A 15,591-nucleotide genomic window follows, 5' to 3' on the forward strand; every position below is an offset into this window, starting at 1 on the left:
GTGGCGTCAGAACCCGGCAGCGAGCCCGTCGCGGCGGCTGTCGCTGGCCGCGACATAGCCGCGATCCGGATCGTTGCGGTCGAGCCTCCAGATGAATTGCCCCGAGCCGAAGTCCATGTAAGGGTCGTAGACCGACTTGATGGTATGGCCGCGGCGTTCGAGCTCTTGCGCCGTGCCGTGATCGAGCGCCGCCTCGATGTCGATCGTGAAGTCGCGGTTGACCTTCCAGCGCGGCGCGTCGCATGCGGCCTGCGGTTGCTGACCATAGTCCAGCATGCGCACAACGGTTTGCAGGTGCCCTTGCGGCTGCATGTCGCCGCCCATCACGCCGAAACTCATCACGGCCTCCTGCTGGCCGTCCACCTGCCGCGTGAGGAACGCCGGGATGATGGTGTGAAAAGGCCGCTTGCCGCCTTCCACGACGTTGGGCGATTTCGGGTCCATCGAAAAGCCGCAGCCGCGGTTCTGCAAGGAAATGCCGAGGCCGGGCACGACGCAGCCCGAGCCGAAGCCCATGTAGTTCGACTGAATGAAGCTGACCATCATGCCGCGCTCGTCGGCCGCCGACATATAGATCGTGCCGCCCGCTTTCGGCATGCCGAAGCCGAACTGCGTCGCGCGTGACGGGTCGATCAGCTTCGCGCGCTCCTTTAGATAGGCGCCGTCGAGCATCTGTTCGGGCGTCACTTCCATTGAGCGCGGATCGGCGACATAACGGTAGACGTCCGCGAACGCGAGCTTCATCGCCTCGATCTGCAGATGCTGTGTTTCAATGCCGTCCACCTTCAGCGCTGCCAGGTCGAACTGTTCCAGAATGCCGAGCGCAATCAACGCGGCGATGCCCTGTCCGTTAGGCGGGATTTCGTGCACCGTGTAGCCGCGATAGTTCTTGCCGATCGGCTCGACCCATTCGGGCTGGAAATTGCGCAGGTCGTCGAGCGTCATGGCGGCGCCGCACTCGCGCGAGAATGCCGCGATCCGCTCGGCGATTTCGCCTTCGTAATAGGCGCGCGGGCCTTGCTCCGCGATCATGCGCAAGGTCTTCGCGTGGCCGGGCATGCGCAGGAGCTCGCTCACCTCCGGGGCGCGGCCGTGAGGCATGAAGGCCTCGGCGAAACCCGGCTGGTTCTGGAGTTCGGGCACGGCGGCGGCCCACTTGCGCGCCACGACGCTCGCCACCGCATGGCCCCGCTCGGCAATTTCGATGGCCGGTTCCATCAGGTCCGCGAACGGCAGCGAGCCGAACTTCCTGTGCAGCGCCTCCCATCCTGCGACGGCGCCCGGCACGGTTACAGTGTCCCAGCCGCGCATCGGCCGCGCCGCGAGGCCATTCTCCTCGCCGTATTTGCGCCGGAAGTAGTCGACATTCCAGGCCGCCGGCGCAACGCCCGAGGCGTTCAGTCCGTGTAGCTTCCTGCCGTCCCACACGAGCGCAAACGCGTCGCTGCCGAGCCCGTTCGAGACGGGCTCGACGAGCGTAATGGCCGCCGCCGCGGCAATCGCGGCGTCGACCGCATTGCCGCCTTTCCACAGCATGCGTAAGCCCGCCTGCGCCGCGAGCGGGTGTGAAGTCGAGACGATGTTGCGTGCGAACACGGGCATCCGCACCGTGGGATAAGGGTTCTGCCAGTCGAAGTTAGTCATGTGATTACTCAGATGATGACCGTGCACGAAGCACGTCACGAAAAATCAGGATTCGCGCGGATCCAGCGCGTCGCGCAGACCGTCGCCGAGCAGATTGAAGCCAAGAACGGCCAGGAAGATCGCAATGCCGGGAAAGATGGACATCCACGGCGCCTGGCTCACGAAGTCTTTTGCGGTGTTCAGCATCGAGCCCCACGAAGGCGCGGGCGGCAACTGTCCGAGCCCGAGGAACGACAGGCTCGCCTCGGCAATGATCGCGCTCGCGACCGTCAGGCTGCCTTGCACGATGATAGGCGGCAGCACGTTCGGCAGAATGTAGCGCACGATGATGCGCGCGTGGTCGAGGCCGATCGCGCGTGCGCCTTCCACGTATTCTTCCGCCTTCACACTGATCGCCTGCCCGCGCGTGAGGCGGATGAAGCGGGGCATGGCCGAAATGCCGATGGCGGCCATCGCATTCACGAGGCTGGGCCCGAGGAATGCGCTCAGCGCTATCGCGAGAATCAGAAAGGGAATGGAAAGCAGTGCATCGGCGATGCGCGAGATCATGCCGTCGACCAGCTTGCCGAAATAGCCCGCGAGCAGCCCGAGCGGAACACCAAGCAGGACCGCGATGCCAACCGAGACCACGCCTGCGAGCAGCGACGCACGTGCGCCGAACAGCAGCCGGCTCAGCACGTCGCGACCGAGCTCGTCGGTGCCGAACCAGTGGGTGGCGGAGGGCGCCTGACGCACGGTCATGAAGCTCGCCTGAACCGGGTCGTAAGGGGTGAGCCACGGTGCGAACAGCGCCGCCGCCACGACGAGCGCCACCAGCAACGCGCCGAAGACCGCGGCGCGGTTGCGCATGAAGCGAGCCAGAGCACGGTGGGTGCGCCGCGGCGGCGCGCCGGCATTGGCAGCGGAGCGGACCTGCAATGGAGTAGCCATCAGCTGCGCCTCAGTCGGGGGTTCAGGAGCATATAGAGCACGTCTGCGCACAGATTGACCACGATGAACGCGAGCGCCGTCACCAGCACGACACCTTGCACGACAGGGTAGTCGCGATTGAACACCGCATCCACGACGAGCTTGCCGAAGCCGGGGATGGTGAACACCTGTTCCGTCAGCACGGCGCCGGCCAGCAGTTCGCCGAACAACAGGGCAAACACGGTGACGATCGGAATGAGCGCATTGCGAAACGCGTGCTTGACGACGACCGCGCCGCGCAACAGACCTTTGGCCCGTGCCGTGCGAATGTAGTCGGTGCGCAGCACGCCGAGCATCGCACTGCGCGTATGGCGCATCAACTGGGCGCCGAGCGCCGCGCCGAGCACGAACGCGGGCATCAGCATGGTCTTGATGCTGAGCCACAGGTCTTCGCAGGGCGGCACATAGCCCGACGACGGCAACAGATGCCAACGCACCGACACGATGAAGATCAGCATGATGCCGAGCCAGAAGTTCGGTATCGACATGCCGGAAAGCGCCGCGATATTCGCCGCATGGTCGAGCGGACCGCCACGGCTGGCCGCCGACACGACACCCGCAGGTATGCCGATGCCGATTGCAAGGACCATCGCCATGAGCGCGAGCTGGAGCGTGACCGGCAACTTCTGGGCGATCAGGGCACGCACCGGCACGTCGGTGCGCAATGACGAACCGAGGTTGCCGTGCAGGACGTCGCTCACCCAGATCGCGTATTGCTTCGGCACCGGCTGATCGAGGTGATACTTCACACGCAGTGTCGCGATGACCTGAGCGTCCTGGTCCTCACCCGCCATGGCGAGCACCGGGTCGCCCGGCAACAGCTTCTGCAGGCCGAAGATCAGCATGGACACGAGAATGAGCGTGGGCACGGCGACCAGCAGGCGATTGGCGATGATCGGCAGCATGACGCTCAGCCCTTGACGGAGACGCCGCGCAAACGCACCAGACCGTCGGCGGAGGGCGTGAAGCCCTGCACCTTCTTCGACAGCACGAAGGGCCACGGCTGCGCGTAGAGGTAGACGATAGGGGCGTCGTCGGCGAGGATCTTGCCGGCTGCATCGTAGTCCGCCTTGCGTTCGGCCACGGCGAGTTTCGTGCGCGCGGCGTCGAGCAGCGAATCCACCTGCTGATTGCAGTAATGCGCGTAGTTCAGGTTGCCCGTGCACGTGTTGAATTGATGCAGGTTGCCGTCAGGGTCGACCCGGCCGGACCAGCCGGTGTACATGGCTTCGAAGTCGCCGCTGTGTCCGGCGTTCAGCTCCGTTGCGTAATCGCTCGGTCGCAGCTTGAGCGTGATGCCGGACTCCGAGAGCATTGCCTGAAGCATCTGGGTGATCTGGCTTGCGACCGTGTTGTTCGGATAGGCGAACTCGATCGTCAGATGCTCATGACCGGACGCCTTCAGCAGCGCTTTCGCTTTTGCCACGTCGCGCTTCGTGGTGGGCAGCGACGCGTTGTAGTAAGGGCTCGATTTCGGAATGCCCTGGTTCGCGGGCGCGAAAATGCCCGCGCCGATGACCTGGTCTATTGCGTCGCGGTCGATGGACAGTTCGAACGCCTCGCGCACGCGCTTGTCCTTCAGCGGGCCGTTGCCGCGGGCGCCGTTGTTGATGTTGAACGTCACGTAATAGAAGCCGAGTCCGGTGACCGGTTTGAACTGCAGACTGGCGTCGCCCTTGACCGACGCGACGTCGGAAGGGGCGAGCCGTTCGAGCATGTCGAGCGAGCCGGAGCGCAGATTGGCGAGGCGCACCGTGCTGTCGGGAATGGGCTGGAACACCACGCGTTGAATCGGGTACTTGTCCGCGTCCCAGTAACCCGCGTATTTCTCGAGCACCACGCGATCGTTCTGAACCCGCTGCACGAACTTGTACGGGCCGGAGCAGACCGGGTGCGACGCGACGCCCGCCGCGTCGGACAACGAGCCTGGCGCGAGCATCATGCCTGCGCGGTCGGCCAGCGTGGCGAGCAGCGCCGCGTCCGGCTGCTTGAGGACGATCTTCACAGTGCCGTTGTCGACCACGTCGACATGATCGATCGACGACAACTCGCTCTTGCGGTTGCTGGTGGGCAGCGTGCGATAGCGGTCCAGATTGGCCTTCACGGCGGCCGCGTTAAAGGGCTCGTCGTTCTGGAACTTGACGCCCTGGCGCAGCTTGAACGTCATGCTCCTGCCGTCGGCGCTGGTGGTCCAGGAGGTCGCGAGCATCGGCACGATCTTCAGGTCGGGCGTGACATCGACCAGCGAATTGCACAGCGACGCGAACACGATCCGGTCGACGAACTGCACGCTGCGCGCGGGATCGAGCGAACCGATATCGTCCTGCAAACCAATGCGGATGGTGCTTTGCGCCAGCGCGGCGGAAGCGCTCAGTGTGAGCGCGGCGGCAATCAACATTCTTCGCATGCGGGGTGTCCTTGTTGCGGTTCAGGTTGCAATGGGATGGCGTTATCTGTGCGCGGCGGCGGTTTGTCCGGGTCAATCGGAGGCTGCGTGGGTGCCGCGTCGGATCTCCGTTGGTGTGTGCGCTGGAGCGTCCGTTGGTATGTCCGCTGGCGCGTCCGTTTGTAGGTCTGTTACCAGGTCCGTTGGTATATCGGTTTGCATGTCTCTTTGGCTGTCCGTTACCGCGGCCTGCCGCGCCCGGTACAGCGTGAGGCGCTCAGCCAGCTTCGCGCTGACGCTTGCCACGAGCGGCGCACCGCTGCCGGCGTTTTGCAGTTCGCGCCAGAAATGGCAGGCCACCTGGCGGCCGCCGGGAAGCGTTTCCGACAGCGGGCGCTCCTGTGAGCAGCGTGGCTTTGCATGGGGACAGCGCGTGTGGAACCGGCAACCGGGCGGCGGGGCGGTGGGGCTCGGCAAATCGCCCTGCAATGCCGGTTTCATGCGCCGCTCGCGCGGACTGCCGGCCGGAATTGCGCGCAACAGCGCCTGTGTGTACGGATGCAGCGGCGCGTCGAACAGCTCATCGACCTGCGCGAGTTCGACAATCTCGCCCAGATACATGACGGCGACGCGGTCGCTCATATGGCGGATCACGGCAAGGTCGTGCGCGACCATGATGAGAGTGAGCCCCAGCTCGGCCTTTAGCGACTCGAGCAGATTGATTACCTGCGCCTGCACCGACACGTCGAGCGCGGAAACCGGTTCGTCGCCGACAATCAGTCTGGGCTCGCCCGCCAGCGCCCGCGCAATGCCCACGCGTTGGCGCTGCCCGCCGGAAAACTCGTGCGGATAGCGGTCTGCATACGCCGGCTGCAGGCCCACCTTGCCCAACAGTTGCGCGACGCGTTCGCGCCGCTCGGCGGCATTGCGCGCGAGACCGTGGAAAGCCACCGGCTCGCCGATTATCTGCCCGACCGTCATGCCGGGATTCAGCGACGCAAACGGGTCCTGGAAAATGATCTGCATTTCACGGCGCAGGCGGCGCAGTTTCGCGCCCTGCCAGTGAGTGATGTCTTCGCCCTGATAAAACACTCGGCCTTCGGTCGCATCGATGAGGCGCAGCAGCAGACGGCCGAGCGTGGATTTGCCGCAGCCCGACTCGCCGACCACTGCGAAGGTCTCGCCTGTCTGTACTGCGAACGACACCTCGTTGACGGCATGCACAGTGGGCGAGCGCGCAAACAGATGACGCTCGCCGCCGAAGCGCCGGGTGAGCGCGCGAGCTTCGATGGCCGGCGTGGCCGTGTTCGCGGTCTCGGCGACGCCAGGGGCGCGCTGCACGATGCGAGGCGTCGTCATATCAGTTCCTCGTGCTGCGCCGATGCTGCGAACTGCTCGACAGGTGCGAGCCAGCAGGCGACACGATGCTCGCCCGCGAGCGTGCGTTCTGGCGGCGCATGTTCGACGCAGCGCCGCTGCGCGAACGGACAGCGCGGCGCAAAGCGGCAGCCGCGCGGCATCTGGCCGGGAGAGGGCACCGAGCCGCGAATGGTGGAAAGCGCGCCTTCGCGTTTGCCGACGGACGGAATTGCGCCCATGAGGCCGATGGTGTACGGGTGCTGCGGGTCGTCGAACAGATCGGTAACCGTGCCGTATTCCACTATCTTGCCGGCGTACATGACCGCGACCCGGTCCGCCACTTCGGCCACCACGCCGAGGTCATGGGTGATGAGCAGCATGGCGGTGCCGGTTTGGGCCTGAAGCGTGCGGATCAGCGACAACACTTGCGCCTGAATGGTGACGTCGAGCGCGGTGGTGGGTTCGTCCGCGATCAGCAGACGCGGGCTGTTGGCAAGCGCCATCGCGATCATCGCGCGCTGGCGCATGCCGCCCGAGAGTTGATGCGCAAAGGCGTCGAGCCGTGTTTCCGGCGCGGGGATGCGCACGAGCCGCAACATGGTGAGTGCTTCTTCCCGCGCCTGTGCGCGATTCAGGCCGCGGTGCCGGCGGATGCTTTCCGCGATCTGCTCGCCAATCGTGTAGGCGGGGTTGAGCGACGTCATGGGCTCCTGGAAGATCATGGACATGCGGTTGCCGCGAATGTCGGCCAGCCTGCGCTCGGACATTGCGAACAGATCTTCCCCTTCGAAGTGCGCCGAGCCAGCCACGCGCCGCGCTGGCGGGCTCGCGAGCAGTCCCATTAGCGCAAGCGACGTGACGCTCTTGCCGCAACCCGACTCCCCGACCATGCACAAGGTCTCGCCCGCGCGAACCGCGAACGAGATGTCGTCGACGACATTGGGCATCTCCGGCGCATTCGAAAACTTCAATGAGAAGCCACGCACATCGAGAATCGGCCCGCCTTCGCCGGTCATGCCTCAGAACTCCGCATCGTGTTGCTGTCCTTTCAGTTCGTTGTCGAACGATCATACTGGCGGCTCTTTCGCAAAAAAATTAAACTTTCTTTTCGACACTTAAGTTTTTCTCATGAATTGCTCATGAGCTGACACGGGGTACCCATGCCGACGCTACGCATGCTCAAGACGTTTCACGCCGTGGCCCGCAGCGGCTCTTTCGCTGCCGCCGCCGACGAAGTCGCGCTCACGCAAGCTGCCGTCAGTCTGCAAATGCGCGGACTGGAAGAGGCGTTGGGCCGGCAACTGTTCGATCGCAGGGGACGGCAGATTGCGCTCACGCAGCACGGCCACGCGATCCGGCCGAAGGTCGAGCAGATTCTCCAATTGCTCGCCGAACTGGAAGCCAAGCCGATGGAAGCCATGGAAGGGCCGGTGACGATCGGCGCGGTGGTCTCGGTGATCGGCGCGCTGTCGTTGGCAGTCGCACGGCTGAAGGCGGCTCACCCGCGGCTCGACGTGCGGCTCGTCTCGGCACGCTCGGACGAACTCGCAACCATGGTGCAGGCGGGCGAAGTGGACGTCGCCGCGGTAGTCGCGCGGGCGGACCAGAAGTTGCCGGAGGCGCTCAAATGGACCACGCTCTACAGCGAGCCGATGATGCTCGTGACGAGCCGCGACGTGGTGGATAACGACCCGCAGCGTATCTTGCGCACCCACGGCTTTTTGCGCTTCGACCGGCGTGTACGCACCGGGCAGGTCGTCGAGCAGGCTTTGCAGAAGGCCGGCCTCGTAGTGACGGAGTATCTCGAGCTGAATTCGATCGAAACCATCGTCGCGCTCGTGCGTGAGAGAGTTGGCGTTGCGGTGCTGCCGTTGCTTATTCGCGGCAACTGGCTGAGCGATCCTTTGCTGAACGTCATGCCCATTTCGAATCCGCCCACGTTGCGCACCGTCGGGATGGTGCAGCGCGCATCCGACGACCGCAAGGCGCTGACGAGCGAGATTGTCGACTCGCTTCAGGCCATGCCACGAACTGGCGCGGCATGAGGCGACGGGGCAGGGCTCAGGAAGACGGTCGCCTGGAAGCGCTGCACAGACGAGCCTCTAACGCAAAGGCGACCAGGTTTCCGGCAGGCAGATCGTCGAGGTCGCCCTGTCTATCTGTTCGGGGCCGCCTTGCGGTGGCCAGAGGCCTTCGGCGTAATGCTGCCGTCTTAAGCGCATGCGCTCTTCGAGGCTGGTAAATCCCCAGATGTGTGTGATGCGTGGCGGTCCATCGAGCGCGTACAGGTTCGCTATGAGATGCGATGTGTAGGATTGGGCCGGACCCACCGCGCGTTCCCACGCCCTGATGGTCGGCGCAATACCGCCGGCTTTCAGCCAGTAACGACGGATCTCGTAGAAGTCGCCGAACGTCGCTGGCTCGACGTCCGGCAAGAAAGGAAAGAGCTCATAACTTTCCATGGCTAACTGAATGGATGCGCCGGTAATTCCGAAGGGTTGTTCGGCGGTTAAGGCGCGATGGCGTTCCTGTTGCAATTCGTCTGTCGACTCGAAGCCGCGCAGCACGACGATGCGCGACAGTTCACCGATTTCCGTGCGCCATGCCCCGAGCAGCTTGCCTGTCGCCTCGACACTCGACACCCAGCCATGTGCGCAAGCGGAAACACTGTCTTGCTCCAGAAGCGGACATGCCAACGTTGCCAGTTCGTACAGCATTTGTGCGCTCCTTTCGGTGAGCTGGTGTTGAGCTGGTGTTTAACTGGCTCCCAATGTAATCCCCGGACTGGAGGTGGATAAATGCACGGTGCCTTGGAACAGAATCCACTCACATTGAGCAATCGACTTTCTCAAGGCAATGACCGAAGTGGCGAACAGGTCGGTTCGCTGCCTGGTTCTCCTGGCAGGAAAATATTATGGAAACCTTAAGGAGCGCATCGGCATGATGGAATGAAACGCGTGCTGACGACCGAGGTGGCCCTGACAGTCTGATCTTCGGCAATAGTCGCTCGACTGTATTTTCGCCACTGTGCAAGTTCGAGTATGGGCAAAACGTGAAGCGGCGCGCGAAAGAGGGCGGAGTCGCGCCGAACCCGGAAGCTGTGCGCTCACCTGGGCGTCGTTCCGGCTCGCGCGGTGTCAACTGTGGGCATCGACCCAGGCACGCGCCCAGCTCACGCCTGCAAGCTGAGCGTCCTCTTCGGCATCGAAATGGCCCAGCACACCCGATGCTTCAACTAGCTTCCCGCCCAAGGTGATAGTGCCGCTGGAGGCATAGCGCTCGGGTTGGAGAATGCCTTCCTGCTCGAGGATGGCATGCCCCCACACGTCATAGCCGCGATACTTCTGCGATTGCATCAGCGCATCACCCCAACGGATGCCGCATGGCCTGTCACACGCAGAACGTTGCCTTCCGGCGTGATTTGCCGCGGAATCGCGGACATATCCGGTTCCTCGTCGCGCAGGCTCTTTGGCAGCTTGCCTTGCTTTGCGACGAGCCCCGATGCCGTGGCCGAAGTGCGCCGCGAATTCACCAGCTTGCCACGCGGAACCGCGTGCCGCCGGAGTGCGAGCCTGTGCGCCGGACCCGCCTTGTGCGGGGCCGTTGCGCGCGCCTCGGGCGGATTCCACACTTCCGAGTAGGTGCCGGCCACGCCAGCCCCGCCGGCCCCGAAAGCAGCCGGCGCAAGCGCTGCCGTCAATAACGCAAGTCCAAGCTTTCTCACGATTTCCCTTTGCCTCGCTCTTGTGGTTGCCAGTGGGCGCAATGCGTGGCCTGCCTGAAACACCCGCCGTTACGGCCGACGCAGTAGTGGCTTTCCCAATGTTCCTGGCGGACCTCGGCCGACCTCGGCGCTCTTGGGTGCCCGAAAAAAGTGCCTGTTCGCCGTCACGAAAATCCGTGTAGGATACTGTACATCCATACAGGTTTTCTCGCAATGACATCCGCCATGCCGTCGCCCGAAGCAATACACCCGTCCTTGTGGCGGGCGTCGCAGCTCGCCCGGGGCCGCGGGCGGGTGGTCGATACCGGCTACCCGGCGTTGTCGGCGGAATTGCCCGGCGGCGGCTGGCCGCTGGGGGCGCTGGTGGACCTGCTGGTGCAGCAGCCGGGCGTGGGTGAACTGCGGCTGCTGCGGCCGGCGTTGAGTGAGGCGGGCAGCCGGCCCATCGCCTTCGTGCAGCCGCCGCATGTACCGGACGGGCTCGGCCTCAGCTATATCGGCCTGTCGCTGGATCAGTTGCTGCGCGTGAAGGCGCAGAAAACGGCGGATGCGCTCTGGTCCGCGGAACAGATTCTCCGGGCCGGAAGCTGCGGCGCGCTGATCTTGTGGGCGCAGTACGCGCAGGCTGCGTCGCTGCGGCGTCTGCATCTGGCGGCGCAGTCGTCGGAGACGCTGTTCGTCATGGTGCGGCCGCTCGCGAGCGCGCAAGATGCGTCGCCGGCGCTGTTACGGCTGGCGCTCAGACCATCGGCCGACGGTCTGACCGTCGACATCGTGAAACGACGAGGGCCCTCGCGCACGGAGCCCCTGTCGATTCCCCTTCAACCCACCCCTGTTCTGCTGTCACGACATGCGCGTCTTTCTCGCCGTTCACCTGCCGAAGTTGCCGCTCGAAGTCTTCAGACCGAACTGGTCGCCTGAGCTTCCCCACGGCAGTGTCGTGCTGGAGAAGGACAAGGTCGTCATCGCGGACAGCGTCGCGCGCGCGGCAGGCGTGCGGCTCGGCATGAAGCGCGGTGGCGTGCTGACGCTTTCGCCCGAAACGCAGATGCACGAGCGCGACTTCGCCCGCGAGCAGTCGGCGCAACGCGAGGTCGGCGTGGCGCTGATGCGCTTTTCGCCCGACGTCGCGCTGCTCGATGAAGCGACGGTGATTGTTGAAGTCGGCGCGAGCCTGCGCCTTTTTGGCGGCCTGCTGGCGCTGTGCCGCGAGGCGAAGGCAATGCTCGCCACGCTCGGCCTCACTGCACGGGTGAGCGCGGCGCCCACGGGCCAGGGCGCCTGGCTGCTGGCCCGCCATGGGAAGGGGCGCGGCGCGCGCCGTCTGCTGAAGCTGTCCACGCTCGAACAGCGGCTTGCCGGTCTGCCCATGCTCGCGGTCCCCGAGGTGCGCGAGTTCGCCGACTGGTTTATCGGGCTCGGCTGCGAAACCATTGCCGACATCCGCCGCTTGCCGCGCGCCGGCTTGCAGCGGCGCTGCGGCGAGCACCTGCTCGATTCGCTCGACCGCGCGTTCGGCAGCGCGCCGGAACTCTTCGACTGGCTCGAATTGCCGCCGGCGTTTGTTGCGCGCATCGAGATGCCCGACCGGCTCGAACATGCGGAGGGCGCCGTGTTCGGCGCGCATCGGCTCATCGTGCAGCTATGCGGGTGGCTGTGCGCGAAACAGCTCGCGGTCACTGGCATTCGTCTGTCGCTCGAGCACGAGCGGGGGCGCGACGCGATCGAGCCGACCGCCATCGAGATTGCGCTCGGCGAGCCCACGTGGCGCGAAGAGCATCTGGTGAGGCTCGTGAAGGAGCGCCTCAATCGCATCGAGCTCACCGCGCCGGTCATTGCGCTGCGTCTTGACGCAGCGAAAGTCGAGTCGGCGGTGCCGGCGTCGGACACGCTTTTCCCCGAGCCCGGCGGCTCGAAGGAAGACCACGCGCGGCTGCTGGAACTGCTGGTCGCGCGGCTTGGCGAAGAGAACGTGCTGCGGCCGGCGCCGAGCGCGGACCATCGCCCGGAAATCGCCAACTCATGGGTGCCGGTCACGCAGCCGGTGAAGCCCGCCGTTATTCCGGAAGGCTTGCCGCGGCCCACGTGGATGCTGGACCAGCCGGTGCGCCTGCTGATGCGCCAGCACCGTCCGTTCTATGGCTCGCCGCTGCGCATGGTGTCGCCGGGCGAGCGCATCGAGGCGGGCTGGTTCGACGGCGAACTGGTGACGCGCGACTATTTCGTCGCCCAGGCGGACGACCAGAGCTGCTACTGGATTTACCGCGAGCGCGTGAGCAGCCGCGACGCCGAAGAGGAACCGCGCTGGTTCCTGCATGGCCTGTTCGGATGACGCGCCATGGACACCACCTTCAGCATGCTGCCGGCGTACGCCGAGCTTTTCTGCCTCTCCAATTTCTCGTTCCTGCGCGGCGCGTCGCACGCGGAGGAACTGGCTGGGCGCGCCGCGCAACTCGGCTACTCGGCGCTCGCCATTACCGACGAATGCTCGCTGGCCGGCGTCGTGCGCGCGCACGTCGCGGCGAAAGAAGCGAAGCTGCCGTTTATCGTCGGCTCGTACTTTCGCCTCGTGAACGCGGACGGCTCGCCGGCATTTGGGCTCATCCTGCTCGCGAAGAACCGTAATGGGTATGGCAATCTGTCCGAACTCATCACGCTTGCACGCACGCGTGCGCCGAAGGGCGAATACCGGCTTACGCCGCAGGATCTGTCGCGACCGGACAGGGACTACCGGCACCTGCTCGGCGTGCCGGACTGCCTCGCGATTCTGGTGCCGAACTTCCCCGCGAAGGAGGAGGTGCTCGATGCGCAGCTCGAATGGCTGGACGAAACGTTTCCCGGCCGTGCGTGGGTGGGGCTCGTGCTGCATCAGCGCGCCATGGACGACATGCACCGCGGCGCGGTCGAATTCATTGCGCGCAATCGCGACGTGCCGGTGGTCGCACTGGGCGAAGTGCTCATGCACGTGCGCTCCAGAAAACCGCTGCAGGACACGCTAACCGCCATCCGCGTCGGCAAGCCGGTTCACGAATGCGGCTACGACCTCGCGCCGAATGCGGAGCAGCATCTGCGTTCGCGGCTGCGGCTCGCCAATCTGTATGCACCGGAGGCGCTTGCCGCCACCGTCGACATTGCCGCGCGCTGCACGTTCTCGCTCGACGAGCTGCGCTACGAGTATCCGGACGAACTGGTGCCGCCCGGCTTTACGCCGGCCGCCTATCTGCGGCAGGAGACGTATATCGGCGCACAGCGGCGCTTTCCTTCGGGCATTCCGCTTCAGGTACAGGAGCAGATCGAGCACGAACTCGAACTCATTGCCGAGCTGCAATACGAGCCGTACTTTCTGACGGTCTACGACCTGGTCCGCTTCGCGCGCAGTCAGCACATTCTGTGTCAGGGGCGTGGTTCGGCGGCCAATTCCGCGGTGTGCTACTGCCTCGGTGTGACGGAAGTGGACCCCGCACGCGGCAACATGCTGTTCGAGCGCTTCATCTCGAAGGAGCGCGGCGAGCCGCCGGACATCGACGTGGACTTCGAGCATCAGCGCCGCGAAGAAGTGATTCAGTACATCTACCGCAAATACGGGCGCGAGCGCGCGGCAATCGCCGCGGCGGTCTCCACGTATCGCGCGCGGGGCGTATTGCGCGAAACGGGCAAGGCGCTCGGCGTGGACCTGCAGATAGTCGATGCGGTGGCGAAGTCGCACCACTGGTTCGATAACAGCGCGGACCTGCTCAAACGTTTCGAGGAGTGCGGGCTGAATCCGCAGACTCCGCTCATCCGCGCGTGGGCCACGCTGGCTGCACAACTGTATGGCTTTCCACGGCATCTGTCGCAGCACTCGGGCGGCTTTGTCATCAGCAAAGGCAAGCTCACGCGGCTCGTACCGGTCGAGAATGCCGCAATGCCGGAGCGCAGCGTCATCCAGTGGGACAAGGACGACCTCGAATCGCTGGGGCTGCTCAAGGTTGACGTGCTTGCGCTCGGCATGCTGTCGGCCATTCGCCGCACGCTCGAGCTTGTGTCGGAGCAGCGCGGCGAGCGCTTCGAAATGCAGGACATTCCCGCCGAAGACGAGGCGACCTACGACATGATTTGCGCTGCGGACACGGTGGGCGTTTTCCAGATCGAGTCGCGCGCGCAGATGTCGATGCTGCCGCGCATGCGGCCGCGCGTCTTCTACGACCTGGTGATCGAAGTGGCCATCGTGCGGCCGGGGCCGATTCAGGGCGGGGCGGTTCATCCTTATTTGCGCCGTCGCCAGGGCTTCGAACCGGTCACCTATCCGAGCGATGCGCTGAAAACCGCTCTTGGCCGCACGCTCGGCGTGCCGATTTTCCAGGAGCAGGTGATGCAGGTCGCGATTCTCGCTGCCGGCTTCACGGCGGGCGAGGCCGACCAGTTACGGCGTGCAATGGCCGCGTGGAAGCGCAAGGGCGGCCTCGAAAAATACTATGACCGCATCGTGCTTGGCATGCAGGAGCGCGGCTATGACCTTGCGTTTGCGCAAGCCATCTTCGAACAGATAAAGGGCTTCGGCGAGTATGGCTTTCCCGAGAGCCACGCGGCGAGTTTCGCGCTGCTCGTGTATGCGAGCAGCTGGCTCAAGTGTCATGAGCCCGAGGCCTTCCTCGCGGCAATGCTCAACAGCCAGCCCATGGGCTTTTATTCGCCCTCGCAACTGGTACAGGATGCGCAGCGCCACGGCGTGAAGGTGCTGCCGGTGGACGTGAGCGTGAGCGGCTGGAATTCGTCGCTGGAACGCAGGGCGGGCGAGGAGCGGCCCGCGGTCCGCCTGGGGCTGTCGCTGCTGCGGGGCATGAAAGAGGGCACGGCCGGGCTGATTGAAAACGCGCGCGCGGTGCGCCCGTTTGCCAGCGTGAAGGATCTCGCGCGCCGTGCGGCGCTCGACCGGCGCGATCTGCATATTCTCGCCGACGCCAATGCGCTGGCCTCGCTGGCCGGCAACCGGCGCGAGGCGCTGTGGCACTCGGCGGCCGCGGTGCCCGAGAAGGACATGCTGGCCGCCGCAGCAGTCGAGGACGAAACGCCGGAACTCGGAGCGCCGAGCGAGGCGCATGACATCGTGGCTGATTACCGCTCGGTGGGGCTCACGCTTGGCCGACATCCGCTCGAACTGCTGCGCCCGCAATTGCTGGCCAACCGGCTGATGCCGGCATCCACGCTGCGCACCTATCGCGACGGCCGGCTCGCGCGGGGCTGCGGCCTCGTCACCGTGCGCCAGCGGCCGGGCACGGCGAAGGGGGTCATCTTCGTCACGATCGAAGACGAAACGGGCAACGTGAACGTCATCATCTGGCCGAGCCTGCTCGAGAAGCAGCGCAAGGAAGCGCTCAGTGCGTCGCTGCTGGCGGTCTACGGCGTCTGGCAATGTCAGGGCGAAGTGCGGCACCTGGTGGCGCACCGGCTTGTGGATATGTCGCATCTTCTGGGCGGCTTGCAGGCTGTCAGCAGGAATTTCTGCTGAGGTTTGTCCGCTCCGGTCAGT

Annotated in this window: 13 protein-coding genes; 4 read left to right on the forward strand and 9 right to left on the reverse strand. The window is 65.0% G+C overall.

Annotated features, from left to right (window positions below):
* Positions 1-6: 6 nt before the first annotated feature.
* The 6 genes from F757_RS0115830 to F757_RS0115855 form a co-directional block, all read right to left on the reverse strand.
* Positions 7-1,644, reverse strand: a complete 1,638-nt coding sequence (locus F757_RS0115830) for a gamma-glutamyltransferase family protein (RefSeq protein WP_027212245.1) — start codon at positions 1,642-1,644, stop codon at positions 7-9.
* A 45-nt stretch (positions 1,645-1,689) separates the two neighbouring features.
* A complete protein-coding gene (locus tag F757_RS0115835) occupies positions 1,690-2,574 on the reverse strand; it encodes an ABC transporter permease (RefSeq protein ID WP_027212246.1) in 885 nt (294 codons plus the stop codon).
* Complete coding sequence (locus tag F757_RS0115840; protein ID WP_027212247.1) at positions 2,574-3,518, reverse strand: ABC transporter permease; 945 nt, start codon at positions 3,516-3,518, stop codon at positions 2,574-2,576. The genes F757_RS0115835 and F757_RS0115840 overlap by 1 nt, the downstream gene beginning before the upstream one ends.
* A 5-nt stretch (positions 3,519-3,523) precedes the next feature.
* Positions 3,524-5,020, reverse strand: a complete 1,497-nt coding sequence (locus tag F757_RS0115845) for an ABC transporter substrate-binding protein (RefSeq protein WP_027212248.1) — start codon at positions 5,018-5,020, stop codon at positions 3,524-3,526.
* Positions 5,021-5,092: 72 nt separating this feature from the next.
* A complete protein-coding gene (locus tag F757_RS0115850; protein WP_035466912.1) occupies positions 5,093-6,358 on the reverse strand; it encodes an ABC transporter ATP-binding protein in 1,266 nt (421 codons plus the stop codon).
* Positions 6,355-7,374, reverse strand: coding sequence for an ABC transporter ATP-binding protein (locus tag F757_RS0115855; protein ID WP_027212250.1), 1,020 nt, complete (start codon positions 7,372-7,374; stop codon positions 6,355-6,357). The genes F757_RS0115850 and F757_RS0115855 overlap by 4 nt, the downstream gene beginning before the upstream one ends.
* A 144-nt stretch (positions 7,375-7,518) precedes the next feature.
* On the opposite strand from F757_RS0115855, the gene F757_RS0115860 reads away from it, so the two are divergent.
* A complete protein-coding gene (locus tag F757_RS0115860; RefSeq protein ID WP_027212251.1) occupies positions 7,519-8,403 on the forward strand; it encodes a LysR substrate-binding domain-containing protein in 885 nt (294 codons plus the stop codon).
* A gap of 57 nt (positions 8,404-8,460) precedes the next feature.
* Here the strand turns inward: F757_RS0115860 and F757_RS0115865 are convergent, their stop codons facing one another.
* From F757_RS0115865 to F757_RS0115880, 3 genes are all read right to left on the reverse strand, one after another.
* Positions 8,461-9,075, reverse strand: coding sequence for an NIPSNAP family protein (locus F757_RS0115865; RefSeq protein WP_027212252.1), 615 nt, complete (start codon positions 9,073-9,075; stop codon positions 8,461-8,463).
* A gap of 420 nt (positions 9,076-9,495) precedes the next feature.
* Entirely contained in the window at positions 9,496-9,714 is a 219-nt protein-coding gene (locus F757_RS0115875; protein WP_027212253.1) for a hypothetical protein, read from the reverse strand.
* Positions 9,714-10,082 carry a hypothetical protein gene (locus F757_RS0115880; RefSeq protein WP_027212254.1) on the reverse strand — a complete coding sequence of 123 codons (369 nt, stop codon included), beginning with the start codon at positions 10,080-10,082 and terminating at the stop codon, positions 9,714-9,716. Before F757_RS0115880 ends, F757_RS0115875 begins: the two co-directional genes overlap by 1 nt.
* Before the next feature lie 213 nt (positions 10,083-10,295).
* Between F757_RS0115880 and imuA the strand changes: the two genes are divergently transcribed.
* Genes imuA through F757_RS0115895 form a run of 3 tightly spaced genes read left to right on the forward strand, consistent with a single transcriptional unit; the run spans position 10,296 to position 15,570 of the window.
* Positions 10,296-11,003 (forward strand): translesion DNA synthesis-associated protein ImuA, encoded by a 708-nt coding sequence (gene imuA / locus F757_RS0115885; RefSeq protein WP_027212255.1) that lies wholly within the window; start codon positions 10,296-10,298, stop codon positions 11,001-11,003.
* Complete coding sequence (locus F757_RS0115890) at positions 10,933-12,414, forward strand: Y-family DNA polymerase (RefSeq protein WP_198021408.1); 1,482 nt, start codon at positions 10,933-10,935, stop codon at positions 12,412-12,414. Before imuA ends, F757_RS0115890 begins: the two co-directional genes overlap by 71 nt.
* Positions 12,415-12,420: 6 nt before the next feature.
* Positions 12,421-15,570: an error-prone DNA polymerase gene (locus tag F757_RS0115895; protein ID WP_027212257.1), complete on the forward strand. Its 3,150-nt coding sequence runs from the start codon at positions 12,421-12,423 to the stop codon at positions 15,568-15,570.
* Positions 15,571-15,591 lie beyond the last annotated feature (21 nt).

The sequence above is a fragment of the Burkholderia sp. WSM2232 genome (assembly GCF_000472545.1).
GTDB lineage: Bacteria > Pseudomonadota > Gammaproteobacteria > Burkholderiales > Burkholderiaceae > Paraburkholderia.

What these genes read in the sequence shown, in the direction of transcription:
- F757_RS0115830 (WP_027212245.1), bottom strand. Translation starts at nt 1,644, where the DNA reads ATGACTAACTTCGACTGGCAGAACCCTTATCCCACGGTGCGGATGCCC.
- F757_RS0115835 (WP_027212246.1), bottom strand. Translation starts at nt 2,574, where the DNA reads ATGGCTACTCCATTGCAGGTCCGCTCCGCTGCCAATGCCGGCGCGCCG.
- F757_RS0115840 (WP_027212247.1), bottom strand. Translation starts at nt 3,518, where the DNA reads ATGCTGCCGATCATCGCCAATCGCCTGCTGGTCGCCGTGCCCACGCTC.
- F757_RS0115845 (WP_027212248.1), bottom strand. Translation starts at nt 5,020, where the DNA reads ATGCGAAGAATGTTGATTGCCGCCGCGCTCACACTGAGCGCTTCCGCC.
- F757_RS0115850 (WP_035466912.1), bottom strand. Translation starts at nt 6,358, where the DNA reads ATGACGACGCCTCGCATCGTGCAGCGCGCCCCTGGCGTCGCCGAGACC.
- F757_RS0115855 (WP_027212250.1), bottom strand. Translation starts at nt 7,374, where the DNA reads ATGACCGGCGAAGGCGGGCCGATTCTCGATGTGCGTGGCTTCTCATTG.
- F757_RS0115860 (WP_027212251.1), top strand. Translation starts at nt 7,519, where the DNA reads ATGCCGACGCTACGCATGCTCAAGACGTTTCACGCCGTGGCCCGCAGC.
- F757_RS0115865 (WP_027212252.1), bottom strand. Translation starts at nt 9,075, where the DNA reads ATGCTGTACGAACTGGCAACGTTGGCATGTCCGCTTCTGGAGCAAGAC.
- F757_RS0115875 (WP_027212253.1), bottom strand. Translation starts at nt 9,714, where the DNA reads ATGCAATCGCAGAAGTATCGCGGCTATGACGTGTGGGGGCATGCCATC.
- imuA (WP_027212255.1), top strand. Translation starts at nt 10,296, where the DNA reads ATGACATCCGCCATGCCGTCGCCCGAAGCAATACACCCGTCCTTGTGG.
- F757_RS0115890 (WP_198021408.1), top strand. Translation starts at nt 10,933, where the DNA reads ATGCGCGTCTTTCTCGCCGTTCACCTGCCGAAGTTGCCGCTCGAAGTC.
- F757_RS0115895 (WP_027212257.1), top strand. Translation starts at nt 12,421, where the DNA reads ATGGACACCACCTTCAGCATGCTGCCGGCGTACGCCGAGCTTTTCTGC.